The following is a 14,363-nucleotide window of genomic DNA, read 5'->3' as shown; positions in this document are numbered from 1 at the left end:
ATGAGGTGGATGTCAGTCATGCTGCCCCACAGGGTCATTGCCCGAAGTTTAGTTGCTTTGCTGACTAATCCGTGCTTCAAATGTACGAGACTTTTAAAACTAAAACTCTTTTCTACTTTACTGTTTCAACTGAATTAAGCTGCTTTTTCAACTTCTATGTTTGCTCTCATATGAGGAATATCCTTTAACATTCGCTCTTCACTAAACTCAAATTGTTTCTTACCAATGGCAAAGAATAAACGTATTAACTTATTGCATAAGGCAATCAGAGACTGCATTTTCTTCAGTGGATTATCCGGGCGTTGAGTATAATAGGTATGCAATGCTTTAAAGGCCGAATTCTTCGCGACTATGATCATACAAACCCTGAAGAGGAGAGCCCTCAGCTTCTTCCTACCTCGTTTTGTGATTTTTGTTTGTCCTTTATGCTTGCCAGAGGTGTTCTCCTTCAAGCTCAATCCAGCTAGCTTTATGATTTGTCTAGGGTGATTATAGTCTTGAAGATTTCCAACTTCCGCAAAGAAGCCGGCAACCGTATCTCTCCCTACTCCCTTAATAGCTAACATTTGTTGAACGCCAGGGATATGTTCAATTAGGTTATCAATCTTATTATCAAGTTCTACGAACTTCTCTTGTATCAAGTCATATTTATCAAGCAGAGTCGCTAGTTCTAATTTGGCCATATTAGAACCTTGGCATAGTCCGATGGACTCTCTAGCTGCTTGTTTTAACTCTAGTATTTTGTTTAGTCCTACACTCCGACTAACTGCTTTTCGTAAATGAACCAATAAGTACTGATCCGTGAAATGAATTAGTTCATACGGTAGGGCTCCTAGCCTTAAAAATTGCAAGGCTGCTTTCCCTTCCCAACTCTTAAAGACTGTTAAAAACTCAGGAAAATAGCGATCTAGCCAGTTGTGAATCTGACCTTGTACCGTTTGAAGGTCGTCAGTTAAGAGATCACGTATTTTTTTCGCCACGCGGAGTTCTGCATAAACACCTTGTGGAATCGTTGGTTCAGCGTATCTCCCATCCTTGACCAGCTGTGCGATGACTTTAGCATCTTTCACATCGTTCTTAGTCGGTGAGTTGTCATCAAGTTCCTTACTTTTCTTTACATGTAACGGGTTCACTGCGACAAACTTTATATTATTTTCTTTTAGTATATGAGCTAGATTTAGCCAATAGTGGCCAGTAGGTTCCATACCTACTATCACTTTTTCCATGGCCTGATCTTCCTTTAAATGAAAGATCCACTCGAGAAACACTTCAAATCCTTGCTTAGTATTCTCAAAATAACAAGGTGATCCGAATTCTATTCCTCTGTAGTCCTGTGCCCGTGCCACATGTTTGAATTTCGCGATATCAACGCCTATAATTAGAGTTTGAGAAGTAATTTGAGCAATCTTTTCATTTTGGTTATAATTCATTTCATATCCTCCTGGTTTTATTGAGTTTATCCTTTTTGCTTGCCGGCTTAGGACTCTCTCATTCTACCAAGAGGTTATTTTTTTGTTCAAATCTCATTTTCATTCATTACAGGAATGCTGCCCCGTTAGTTGAACAAGAAAAAACGCCATTGGCGGGCTCTGATTACTCAATCACATGTCTTAATTAACTCATCATATCCATCCTATAGTTATTTCCCCATCATGACAAAATTCAATTACGTATTTTAAATGTGGACTAAAAATCCATTGGTCTGGACTCATACACATAACATCCTCAACTTTTTCAAGTATTGTGAATAAAGAAGTTTTTACTACTGGGGTATTATATTCATCGGCTAAAAGGTAAACAGGAACTGATATGTCAAATGAATGATAAGAAAGGACAGCAGGAATAGTGAAAATGTCATCTGAAGTAAGACCAATTTTGTTGTGCACCTTGTCCCAATCAATTCTTCCCCAAGATGCAATCGGAAAACAACCTGTCATATTTCTTGTAATCGCACCGCTTTCTCTGTCAGCTAATATATCAACTTTCACTTTTTCGGGGAACAGATCTAAAATTTCAGTAATTTGTAAATGAAGTTTCTATTCTCATGTTCAATTATCCTGCCCATTAACTCAAATAAGAAAAGGCTGCATTTTTGGCATAATGATCTTTAAAAAAATCACCCGTCACCGTAAGTACAAAACTTCACAAACTTCAAATTAAAAGTAGTTAATATAATTCCTTTAACCATGTCTCGAACCATTGAATGAGCAGTGTTACTATAGAAAAATCCAACTGTTGTAGTTCTTTAAGTGAGAACGTGTTAGATTGATCTCCTTTATTTCTTTAGGTAGAAGAACAATTATAAATTGTTTGTTTTTTTTAGTTAATAGATTTGTTCGGTTTCGGGGACTTTTTTTGTCACTAAGTCTAATTTTCTTTTAATATTTTGCCAAGCACCATTTTTTCGTTTCTTGGTCAGCAAAGGATGCTTCTACACTATTAAAATAAATTTGCCGGTAATCTTCTTCGCTTAGATTAAATTCGTTGTTAACTAGATGGATTTCTTTTGCCATTGTAGTATCAGATACTGTTCTGTTATCCGTATTAATTGTCACTTTTATCCCATCTTTATGAAACTTATAAATCGGATGTTCAGAATAATGATGAACAGCTTTCGTTTGAACATTACTTGTCGGACACATTTCAAGCACTACCTGTCTTTCTTTCACAATCTTATAAGCCTCAGCACATTCTTTAATAAATACTCCATGTCCTACTCTTTCAGCACCCAGCAGTTCAACAGCCTCTAGAACGTTTTTACCAATTCCTGTTTCGCCGGCATGAATAGTGACTCTGTAGCCATATTCTTTGGCTAAGAGAATTGGATCTACGAATCTTTCACAAAAACCTTCTTCTTCTGATGCACATAGGTCAATGGCCACTACACCTTTTCCTAGAAACTTTTTCCCCTTTTCAACCACCTCAAATGCACTTTCTACAGACATTGTCCTCATGCAAGACAAGATTATATTTCCTTTTATTTCGTAACAGCTTTCTGCTTCCCTCATCCCCTCTACAACAGATTGGATAACTTCTTCAACATCAAGCCCTTTTAATGTGTGAAGTAACGGGGCAAATCTGACTTCCATATATTTCACATTTTCCTTTGTTGCATTCTCAAATAGCTCAAAAGTAATTCTTCTTAAGTTTTCCTTGGACTGCATGACCAAATTTGGAAGAGAAAATCTTTTCAAATACTCATCAAGGGATTCACATTCTAACGGAGCAATCAGTTCCTTTTGCAGTTCATTCTTATCAAAAGAGGGTAACTGAATGCCTTCCTTCTGGGCAATATCGATAATCGTTTCAATTCTAAGGCTACCATCTAGATGACAGTGAAGTTCAATTTTTGGCAATGTTAAAAAGTTCATTTTTGACCTCCTAGAATATTAAAATACAGAAAATAAAAAAATTCCTGACTACGAAGAAAATACAAATCTTGTACTTTCTTCGTAATCAGGAATTTCGGTTCCTGGTAGAGACCTCCAAACCATATTATTGGAGTTATACGAAATTTTTATTGAATTCATTAATGTTTTTTAAAGGATAATAAAAAAAGTTTAGATTGTCAACATGGTCCCTAACACCGAAAAAAATTTTGTTTATTGTAAAAGCACATCCTACAATAAGCGTCAGCCGATAAATTGTCTTAATAGCTGGTTAAACTTGTCACGTTCTTCCCAGAAAGGACCATGGCCGCTGTAATGAAACGGGACAAGTTGTGAATTTTTTATTTTTTGATTTAATTCATGACCTTGTGCAAATGGAATAACTTTGTCGTGAACACCATGAACGATTAAGGTAGGGACCAGTATTTTTTGCAAATCTGTATATAGCGTCTCATCTCTTAGTGTAATGATGATCGCTGCCGTTGACCATCCTGCTGCTTGTAAGCCCAATTGAATAAACCACTCAGAAAATGAACTTGTTATATATTGAAAGAAAAAGTTTTCTGTCACTTCACGCATCATTTTAGGACGGTCATTTAACGCTAGAGTAAGGAATCTAGTCGCAGTTTCTGTCGTAAAACCTTTAGGAGCTGCAGCGTCTACTAGAACAAGGTTGGATACTCCATAACCATTATGTCGTGACATATACCGAATCGCGATTGCTCCACCTGTAGAGTGGCCTACAAGAGTGAAATTGTTTAATTGAAGTACATCCACTACTGTACGTATATCATCCGCCAATCGGTCAAAATTGTACCCGCTTATTGGCTTATCCGACTGACCAAATCCTCTCCAGTCAATTCCAATACAGCGGTAACCCATAAAGGGAAGATGATCAAATTGATACTCAAACTGTTTATGGCTTAACGGCCATCCATGTAAAAACACGATCGTCTTACTGCCTTCCGGATTTAGATCTTCCACAAACAATTTTACGCCTGAATCTACGGTAACATAGTATCCCACAGCGATTCCCCCTAAAAATGGCTTTACCAATAAGATATTGATTAAGGCAAACATAGGTGAATATCTATTATTGATTCGTATGCACTGTCGTCGGTTATAAGGGACGGTGCTTGTTGTACTATACTGCTCTGTAACTTCAAAAAACGGTATCTCTTTAGAATCGGAAGATCATTTAACATACTGCTAAAACATACATCAATAAACGCCAGAGCACTTTGCTTTTTCATTTACAATCTTTAATAAAATCCTTAGAATGGTCGTTAAAGGATACGAAACATGTTTAATAGATTAAAAGGAGTTTATACAATGATTCATGTATTGTTTGTCTGTTTGGGTAATATTTGCCGTTCCCCTATGGCCGAGGGAGTGTTTCGCAACGTATTGAAACAAGAAAATTTGTCGAGCAGAGTTAGCGTGGATTCTGCTGCAACCAGTTCTTGGCACATAGGTTCGCCTCCCCATAAAGGAACGCTTTCCATCTTAAAAAAATACAACATTTCCGCAGAAGGTCTTGTTGGACGCCAATTAACCAAGGAAGACTTTGAAAAATTCGACTATATCATTGGCATGGATGAAAGCAACGTAAAAAATATTTTTGAAATCACCGGTAAACCGCAACAGCCGAAAATTATCCGTCTGCTCGATTTAACGGACCATAACAAAGATGTTCCTGATCCTTATTACACGGGGGACTTTGAGGAAACTTATCAGCTGGTGACAGAGGGCTGTCAGGCATTGCTTGAAAAAATACTCAAAGAACATCGCTTAACCTAAAAAAAATATCCCCCCAAAGGGATATTTTTTTAGCATCGTTCCTTAAATATTTTCACATTTCTCTAACAAAGACTCTGTCTGTTCAATTAACGAAAACATTTCATTCCAGGAATTTTGCGTATTAAGATCTTGTGAATGAGCGAGATTGTTACGGAGGTTTTCTAATTTCTTGAAGAAATCCTTCCCTTTGCTTTTGGATTCAATCCCTAAAAGCTCACGTAAAGCCTGTTCATTTAATACGATGTCCCTTTTATCACAAAGCTGCAGGCAGTCACTTAGTTCAATGCCTTCATTTCGAGCTTTTCTTTGTAAAAATAACTCCTCAGCCTGTTGAATTCTTTTTTCACTTAGGTGCTTTTTCCAGCTATCCTCTTTAAAATAATCACGAATGATTTGATAAAAATGCATTTCAACTATCGAAATGACGCCAAACAAAAGCATTCGAACTGGTGGTTTTTGGAGGTCTGCTAGTGTGACGACTTTGGTAATCCGGTTACCTTCAATAACGAATAGTCTTTCGGTGTTTTTAAAAATAAAAAGCGTTTGAAGCAGTGGTGTGGAATCTGAAACAAGATCAGATGGGCTAAAGCTGCGAGTATATTCCTTACAGCTTCCCTCCCTCAAATCGTCTCTGAGTACATATCCAATCACTATGCCATTCTCTTCGACTCCAATGACGTCATAGTCTTTTGAGGCCATTTGGTCTTTTATCTGAGGAGCTGGATCCCCCACATTGCAGGTAGCTAAAACCTCTGAGATACTGTTCACGGTTATATTTTTTTCAAATAATGAACGAAGACTTTTGTAAGTACTGACATGATCTCGCTGTTGTACTGGGTTGAATGGCATAGGAACTCCCTTCTACTGTTACATGAAATAATTATTAGTATCTGTTCATATTTTCACAGATGAAATATAAAACATATTGGGGCGAACTTCTTTTGCGGGTATGAACCGTGGAATCTATGTAAGATCGAGCCCATTTTGGTCTACTTTACCCAAATCATCGTTCATCCTTGGTTTCGGTCAAGTGGGTTGAAGGTTGAACTCTCCCTAATTTAATTATAGCACATAAAAAAAGGGCAATATAGACTGTTTATTCTCAAATTACCCTGCTAAAATTCAATAGAACTTTACATGTGATTTGTGGAGGCATGACCGTTCCTTGTTACGTTAAATGATCCATTAGGAGAGATGTCGGATGAATTCTTTGGTTCTCAGTTTTCAGGAAATGGAAAAAACACAGCTTTCGCTTGTTGGCGGCAAAGGTTTAAATTTAGGAGTGTTATCAAAAATTCAAGGTATACACGTACCGGAAGGATTCTGTGTAACAACCATAGGATATCAGAAAGCCATCGAACATAACGAAACGTTCCTGGCACTCTTAGAACAACTAAATAAACTAAGAGTTGAGGATCGCAATCTAATTAGTGTCATCAACAGGAAGATTCAACAACTTCTTTTAGAAGTAGAAATTCCTTTAGATGTTGTAAAAGCCATTACCCACTATCTCACCCAGTTTGGCGAAGAACAAGCTTATGCCGTGCGTTCCAGTGCAACCGCTGAAGATTTACCACATGCTTCTTTTGCGGGACAGCAAGATACCTTTCTAAATATCATCGGAAAAGAAGCCATCTTGGAGCATATTCGTAAATGCTGGGCTTCCCTCTTTACGGATCGCGCGGTCATCTACCGTATGCAAAACGGATTTGACCACAGTCAGGTGTATCTATCTGTGATCATTCAAAAAATGGTTTTCCCACAGGCTTCAGGAATTTTATTTACCGCTGACCCGATTACGTCTAACCGAAAGTTGCTATCCATAGACGCCAGTTTTGGACTTGGAGAAGCATTGGTCTCTGGCTTGGTCTCCCCCGATTGTTATAAAGTACAGGAAAATAAAATCATCGATAAGAGGATCGCAGCCAAAAAATTGGCAGTATACGGAGTGAAAAAAGGCGGTACAGAGACAAAGCAGATTGATCCTAATCAGCAAAACACGCAAACACTCACAGATCCACAAATTTTACAACTCGCGGTGATTGGAAGACAGATAGAAGCTTATTTCGGCTGCCCACAGGATATCGAATGGTGTTTAGTTAATGATACCTTTTATATCGTCCAGAGCCGTCCAATCACTACTTTATTCCCCATTCCCGAAGCCAATGATCAAGAAAATCACGTCTATGTTTCTGTTGGCCATCAACAAATGATGACCGACGCAATAAAACCCTTGGGACTTTCGTTTTACCTATTAACGACTCCTGCACCAATGCGGAAAGCAGGTGGAAGGTTGTTTGTGGATGTCACACATCAACTAGCTTCGCCACTCAGTAGAAACATTTTATTAAATGCCATGGGACAACACGATCCGCTCATGAAAGACGCACTTATGAACATCATTGAGCGAGGAGATTTTATCGTTTCGTTACCGGAGGATAAAAAAGCACCGAGTCCCCGTAGAGACAATATAGATATACTGTCAAAAATCGAAAACAATCCAACAATTGTTTCCGATTTGATTAAGCGAAGTCAAACATCCATAGAAGAGTTAAAAGAAAACATACAAACGAAATCAGGGTTGGATTTATTTGATTTTATACTAGAAGATCTTCAGGAATTAAAGAAGATTTTATTTGACCCGCAAAGTTCGGCTGTATTTATGGCTGCTATGAATGCAGCATCATGGATCAATGAACACATGAACAAGTGGTTAGGTGAAAAAAACGCAGCAGATACACTTTCTCTATCTGTACCGAACAATATTACGTCAGAAATGGGTCTTGAGCTACTGGATGTTGCAGATGTGATTCGTCCTTATCCAGAAGTTATTCATTATTTGCAGAATGTTAGAGATGATCACTTTTTGGATGAACTGGTTAGGTTTGATGGCGGGAGGGTAACACGAAATGCGCTAATCGCTTATCTAAACAAATACGGAATGCGATGTGCGGGAGAAATCGATATGACGAAACCGCGCTGGAGTGAAAAACCATCGACACTTGTCCCATTGATTCTCAGTAACATAAAAAACGAAGAGCCCAATGCCAGTAAACGGAAGTTTGAACAAGGACTAAAAGAAGCGTTGAAAAAAGAACAAGATTTAATAGCTCGATTAGATCAACTACCAGACGGGAAACAAAAAGCCACTGAAACAAAACGAATGATTAGCCTGCTGCGGAATTTCATCGGTTATCGTGAATATCCAAAATACGGCATGATTAGTCGCTACTTCGTTTACAAACAGGCTTTACTGAAAGAGGCACAACAGCTTGTCCTAGCCCAGCTTATACATGAAAAAGAAGATATCTACTATCTTAGTTTTGAAGAGCTTCATGAAGCTGTACGGACAAACAAACTGGATTACGAGATCATCAGCAACCGTAAAGAGGAATACAAATTTTATGAAAAACTCACTCCCCCGCGTGTGATTACGTCTGATGGTGAAATCATTAGAGGTAGGTACCATCAAGAAAATCTCCCGGTCGACGCGATTTTAGGTCTGCCTGTGTCTTCCGGAGTTGTAGAGGGCCGTGCACGTGTTATTTTGAATATGGAAGAAGCCGATATAGAGGAAGGAGACATCTTAGTCACCTCTTTCACAGACCCTGGCTGGACACCATTATTTGTATCTATAAAGGGCCTAGTCACCGAGGTTGGTGGACTGATGACCCATGGAGCCGTGATTGCACGTGAATATGGCTTACCCGCTGTTGTCGGCGTTGAAAATGCTACCAAACGGATTAAAGACGGTCAGCGAATTCGAGTGCATGGGTCAGAGGGGTATGTCGAAATACTGTAATGACGGGATACTTTTAGAAATAATAAGACACCGCTCCTTTTTTTAACAGAGCGGTGTTCCACTAAGATTACTTAGTATCACAATACACTAATCTCTTAGTGCCTTACTTGCGGCTTCAATGAGTTCACTGGATTCTTTATCAGACATATCTTCGGCAATCGCTCTTAACGATTGCTCATAATACGCAGCTTTTTCGGCTTGCTCGATTAACCATTTTAAGTCTTTTGTGTGGAAATGGAATTGAGGAATATGATCATGCCTGCCATTGTAATCCAATTCAACAAATGCCTTCATTTGTTGAAATCGTAACTTATCCAAATTTCATTCCCTCCCTCTGTCATTATGAGCACCTGAGATAGTTCAATTTGATTAAATTATATTCACCAGATCAAGACATGATAACAAAAGAAAAAAGAGTGCCTGGCACCATTAGATGAAATGGTGCCAGGCACTCTTTTTAGTCAATCACTCTTGCGACATTTTTTCGCAATTTTTACAGTTCCCTTCCAGTACAATTCCATGAGGTGATTCTTTGACAGCGTAGTTTACAATTTGAACAGCATCAGAACAACTACCACACTAAACATTTCGTTCGAGCTTGCTGCCTATTTCCGCTGGAATGGAAAGCCATTTTTTATTTGCAGAAAAAGTAACTACTTCTTCGTTTACTTTTTTATTCAATTTGCTATCCCAATTTCTTTAAAATCATGCTACGATACTTAGCTAAGAAGTATTGCCATGTATTATAAATAACAACCCATCTCTACATCATCTTTTATATATTATATAGTCAACACTTATTGGTTCAAGGTCTGCTGCTCTTAGAAGTTGATTAATCTGTCCTCGATGATACTGACCATGAAGGGCAACATGGGTTAAGATATCCCTTATGGAGTTATGAAACTCTGTACCTTTACTATTTTTATATGAAACTAGCCGATCTAGGTCAGTGCTGGATAACGTTGAAAGTAATTCAGCATAGTTATGATGGTTATGATTCACCATATCCGCACAGGATTCTAATCTAACTTCACTCCAAATCGGCAAATGTGAACTATCTTCACCTTTTAATCTAGTGTACCAAACCCTTTCCGCATGCAAAATATGGGAGAAGAGATTATTCACCTGCACGTTCTCTTCACCTTTTTGTAAGGTTTCTAGAATTCGTTGGTTAGACCAATGTAAATGCTTATACATAGAACGAATTGTTTCCAAGAAAGCACCATCCTTTAACGATTAAAAATTATCTTTATTCATCATCAAATACAGCACATATAGAAACCTGTACCGCTTTTCAAAAAAAGCCACCTCATTTGGGCAGCCTAAACTTAAAGTCCAACTTTTATTTCAAAGTCGAATAGAACTCTCTTATCCATTTCGAATTCATCTTAACCATAATTTTAGAGCTTTATATATCTATATTCTGTAATGTGGTTACATATTTGCATGATTATTTCCCTGAAGCAATATTCTCCAACGTTTTAGCTTTTTTTCTTGCCATTATACGCTTATAAAGCGGAAAGCCAACCATATAATATCCTGAAAATGATAACAGAATGAGAGATAAACCAGCGAATGTGAGCGCAGTGTATCGATACCAATTTCCAAAGTAGGATCCGTCATGTAACGTAATGAGAAATGTGGAGTAATCTGGGTTGGTAGATAAGACTTTACCCGTACTCGCATCGATTTGAACACCTTGACTGTTATTGAAGCGAACCTGGTAAATATTTAAACCTGGTCTATATTCGATTCGAAAGATATCTTCAACCGATGTTACATCTGGAAGCCCTTGAGACGTGGCAATGGACACGACCTTTTCCATAGGGATCGATTGACTTGGACTCGCCGCCTGCCCCACTTTTAACTCATCAGAAATTCCGAGTGGTATCATATAAACTAGTAAGAGGCCTGTTACAGCTAGGAACATAAAAACAATTGATAAGAGTAGTCCGGCCCATTTATGCACCTTTTTACTAAATTGGTATAAACCTAATGCTTTTGACATGTCCCATCACACTCCGTATTTTATTTATTTTTCTACCTGCCTGTTTTTAGTCTGTGGAATTTTATCATTTTAGAAATAGTCTCCGGAGCAGCAACGCTCCGGAATGACCATTGATCGATTACAATTTGATTTGCTAAGCGATTCTCTTTTCAGCACAACAACATTGAACTTTTATTCAACTTTTCTCTCTAATGAAACGGACTCTTCATTTCTCTTAATCTCTTCCTCCCAGAAATCGGCATTCTTAATTCCTAAAGCTTTAGGATCAAAAACTGGGTCAAGAATCCCTTGTTTTCTTTGATTTTCATAGTCCTTCAACGTAGTTAATGCCGGTTTGGCAAGGATTAAAATCGCAATCATATTTAGCCATACCGTAATTCCTAAACCAGCATCTCCTAATGCCCAGGCTAGGGTGGCTTCATTACTTGCTCCGTAAATGGTTGCGGCAATCACAGCAAGTTTTAATAGGAACATCGCCCACTTACTATCTCTGCCTCTGGTTAAATATGCGACATTGGTTTCAGCGATATAGTAATAAGCCATAATGGTTGTAAAAGCAAAAAAGAATAAAGCGATCGCCACAAATCCTGAACCAAATCCAGGGAACACACTGTCAATAGCAGCTTGAGTAAACCCAGGGCCCACCTCTACTGCTGGTATATTATTGACCAGTCGAGTCCCATCTTCTGTTTCTGTATTATACATTCCTGTAAATAGAATCATAAATGCAGTCGCAGAACACACAAATAATGTATCAATATAAACAGAAAAGGCTTGAACTAATCCTTGTTTTGCCGGGTGTGATACTTCAGCAGCTGCTGCCGGATGCGCCCCTGTTCCTTGGCCAGCCTCATTTGAGTAAAGTCCACGTTTTACTCCCCATAATATCGCCGTTCCAATCAATCCGCCGAATACAGAATCCATGGCAAACGCACTTCTAAAAATAAGAGAGAAAACCTCTGGGACTGCTGTAATATTCATAGCCATGATCACGATAGCTAACAAAATATACCCTAAAGCCATAAAAGGGACAATAATGGTAGCTACAGTAGCAATTCTTTTGACACCGCCAAAGATAATGAAAGCTAATAAAAGACCAATAATGATTCCAGTTACATTCTTATTAATCCCAAAGGCAGTATCGATTCCCAAAGCAATTGAATTCGACTGAACTCCCGGCATAAGAATGGCAAGCGCGACAAACATCGCAATAGCAAATGTAACCGCAAACCACTTCCAACCAATTCCCTTTTCGATATAATAAGCCGGGCCTCCGCGATATTGCCCATCTTGTTTTACTTTATAGATCTGTGCAAGCGTGGATTCAATATATGCACTAGATGCCCCAACAAAAGCAATGACCCACATCCAAAAAACGGCGCCTGGACCGCCGTAAAAAATCGCTGTAGCGACACCTGCAATATTCCCGGTCCCCACTCGGCCTGAAAGCGCTATGGATAAAGCTTGGAAAGATGACACTCCTGCTTTTGAACTTTTTCCTTGAAACATGAGCCTAACCATTTCCTTAATTTGTCTTACCTGTACAAAACGTGTAGAAATCGAAAACAATAATCCGACAAGCAATAACCCATAAATAACAGGAGTACTCCATAATAATCCATTCAACCCATTAACAAATCCTTCCAAATAAATCACCTCTTATATATTTTTAAATGCTAAGAAACGGAATCATATCGGAAATTAAAATAGTAAACGTTTTCATAATTATTTAAAGCCATCCCATTAATGTCTTGCAAATAGTCCCCGGAGTATTAACGCTCCGGAAGGACTATCCTTAATTTGTCATTAGGCTGGTAGGTTTCTACGAATGAATGAATTCCAGTCAACTTGATATAACCAGCTGGCTGCTGCTTCAATATCCTTTGAGAAAATACGATCTTGTGTAATGCTTGGAATAATCTTTCTCGCTTCCATATAAAACTCTTTTGTAAATGGAGCCATCTTTTCTACTCCTCGATATTCAATGGCCTGCAAAGCACAAATGAGTTCAATCGCTACTACACGACGGACATTTTGGATGATTTGATGGGCATGTCGCGAACCGATTGTCCCCATGCTTACATGGTCTTCCTGGTTCGCTGAAGATGGGATGGAATCAACACTTGCTGGATGAGCGAGTGTTTTGTTTTCAGAGACAAGTGAGGCGGCACAATATTGCATGATCATTGCCCCTGATTGCAAGCCTGGCTCCGAACTTAAAAATGGCGGTAAATCATTCAGTTGTGGATTTACAAGGCGCTCAATTCGCCGCTCAGAAATATTCGCAAGCTCTGCCACGGCTATTTTCATAAAATCCATCGCAAAGGCAATCGGCTGTCCATGGAAATTGCCCCCAGAAATGACCTTTTCACCGTCATCGAAAATAAGTGGATTATCGGTCGCTGCGTTCATTTCTATCTCAAGCTTCTCTTTCACATATTCAAGTGCCTGCCATGACGCCCCATGCACTTGCGGAATGCAGCGGAGAGAATACGCATCCTGTACCCGCAGTTCTCCTTGCTTCGTGATAAGCTTGCTGCCCTTGATCATTTGGCGGATACGTTCTGCCACTTCTGTTTGCTGGCGATAACCACGTACGAGGTGAACATCTGGATCAAAGGCATCTTCAATCCCTCGTAACCCTTCTAATGTCAATGAAGCAATTGCCTCCGTTTGATAAGCTAACTGTTCGGCTTCTATATAATTGACCAGCCCCATTGCTGTCATCGCTTGTGTACCGTTAATTAATGCCAAGCCCTCTTTTGCTTTTAACGTTAATGGAACAATGCCTTCTTTTGATAAAGCTGTGATGGCCTCTGTTTTCTCCCCTTTATAAAACACTTCACCTTCTCCCATTAGCACAAGTGCCAAATGAGAAAGTGGTGCCAAATCCCCACTTGCCCCAAGAGAACCTTGTTGAGGGATGACCGGATGGACATGTGCATTTAAAAGTTCAAGCAAACGCTCAATCACAACAGGACGGACTCCGGAAAATCCTTTTAATAGTGCGTTGGCACGGAGAAGAAGCATCGCTCTTGAAACCACTTCAGGAAACGGATCTCCTACGCCGCAAGCATGGGAATGAATCAAATTCCACTGCAGCTGCTCTACGTCCTCTGCATCGATCAACACATCACTGAACTTTCCAAACCCGGTGGTTATACCATAGACGACTTTCTTCTGCTCTACGATTTTTTCAACTGCTGCCCGGCTTTTTTCCACTTTATCAATGCTTTTAGTTGAAGCTGTGACAAACGCTTTTTCGTATAATACTTTCTTTGCCTCTTCAATGGTTAAAGACTGACCCGTTAACATAATCATTTCCAACACTCCTCATTCTTTTTTACAAACAAAAAGGAGGCTA

The 14,363-nt window shown here is 39.0% G+C and carries 12 protein-coding genes and 1 riboswitch; of the genes, 2 read left to right on the top strand and 10 right to left on the bottom strand.

What is annotated here, in order from left to right; translation table 11 throughout:
• Positions 1-134: 134 nt before the first annotated feature.
• From QNH29_RS15115 to QNH29_RS15100, 4 genes are all read right to left on the bottom strand, one after another.
• The gene (locus QNH29_RS15115; protein WP_283860226.1) at positions 135-1,430 is read right to left on the bottom strand and encodes an IS110 family RNA-guided transposase; all 1,296 of its coding nucleotides are present in this window, start codon (positions 1,428-1,430) and stop codon (positions 135-137) included.
• Between the two features lie 192 nt (positions 1,431-1,622).
• A complete protein-coding gene (locus QNH29_RS15110; RefSeq protein WP_283860225.1) occupies positions 1,623-1,988 on the bottom strand; it encodes a CDI toxin immunity protein in 366 nt (121 codons plus the stop codon).
• A 390-nt stretch (positions 1,989-2,378) separates the two neighbouring features.
• Positions 2,379-3,371: an adenosine deaminase gene (gene add, locus QNH29_RS15105; protein WP_283860224.1), complete on the bottom strand. Its 993-nt coding sequence runs from the start codon at positions 3,369-3,371 to the stop codon at positions 2,379-2,381.
• Positions 3,372-3,433: 62 nt separating this feature from the next.
• Positions 3,434-3,532: riboswitch (purine riboswitch) on the bottom strand.
• Between the two features lie 100 nt (positions 3,533-3,632).
• Entirely contained in the window at positions 3,633-4,415 is a 783-nt protein-coding gene (locus QNH29_RS15100) for an alpha/beta fold hydrolase (RefSeq protein WP_283860223.1), read from the bottom strand.
• Positions 4,416-4,721: 306 nt separating this feature from the next.
• Between QNH29_RS15100 and QNH29_RS15095 the strand changes: the two genes are divergently transcribed.
• On the top strand, positions 4,722-5,189 hold the full coding sequence (locus QNH29_RS15095) for a low molecular weight protein-tyrosine-phosphatase (protein WP_283860222.1): 468 nt from the start codon (positions 4,722-4,724) through the stop codon (positions 5,187-5,189).
• Between the two features lie 42 nt (positions 5,190-5,231).
• Here the strand turns inward: QNH29_RS15095 and QNH29_RS15090 are convergent, their stop codons facing one another.
• Entirely contained in the window at positions 5,232-6,038 is an 807-nt protein-coding gene (locus QNH29_RS15090; protein ID WP_283860221.1) for a CBS domain-containing protein, read from the bottom strand.
• Between the two features lie 352 nt (positions 6,039-6,390).
• On the opposite strand from QNH29_RS15090, the gene ppsA reads away from it, so the two are divergent.
• Complete coding sequence (gene ppsA, locus QNH29_RS15085; RefSeq protein ID WP_283860220.1) at positions 6,391-8,991, top strand: phosphoenolpyruvate synthase; 2,601 nt, start codon at positions 6,391-6,393, stop codon at positions 8,989-8,991.
• Positions 8,992-9,078: 87 nt separating this feature from the next.
• On the opposite strand, the gene QNH29_RS15080 is transcribed toward ppsA, so the two are convergent.
• From QNH29_RS15080 to hutH, 5 genes are all read right to left on the bottom strand, one after another.
• On the bottom strand, positions 9,079-9,309 hold the full coding sequence (locus QNH29_RS15080; RefSeq protein WP_283860219.1) for a hypothetical protein: 231 nt from the start codon (positions 9,307-9,309) through the stop codon (positions 9,079-9,081).
• Positions 9,310-9,759: 450 nt separating this feature from the next.
• Positions 9,760-10,206, bottom strand: coding sequence for a DinB family protein (locus QNH29_RS15075; RefSeq protein WP_283860218.1), 447 nt, complete (start codon positions 10,204-10,206; stop codon positions 9,760-9,762).
• Positions 10,207-10,441: 235 nt separating this feature from the next.
• Positions 10,442-10,999 (bottom strand): PepSY-associated TM helix domain-containing protein, encoded by a 558-nt coding sequence (locus tag QNH29_RS15070; RefSeq protein WP_283860217.1) that lies wholly within the window; start codon positions 10,997-10,999, stop codon positions 10,442-10,444.
• Between the two features lie 171 nt (positions 11,000-11,170).
• Entirely contained in the window at positions 11,171-12,646 is a 1,476-nt protein-coding gene (locus QNH29_RS15065) for an alanine/glycine:cation symporter family protein (protein ID WP_283860216.1), read from the bottom strand.
• Between the two features lie 159 nt (positions 12,647-12,805).
• Positions 12,806-14,320 carry a histidine ammonia-lyase gene (gene hutH, locus QNH29_RS15060; RefSeq protein ID WP_283860215.1) on the bottom strand — a complete coding sequence of 505 codons (1,515 nt, stop codon included), beginning with the start codon at positions 14,318-14,320 and terminating at the stop codon, positions 12,806-12,808.
• Positions 14,321-14,363 lie beyond the last annotated feature (43 nt).

The sequence above is a fragment of the Neobacillus sp. DY30 genome (assembly GCF_030123065.1).
Lineage (GTDB): Bacteria > Bacillota > Bacilli > Bacillales > Cytobacillaceae > Neobacillus.
This window is presented reverse-complemented; position numbering and strand designations above follow the sequence as displayed.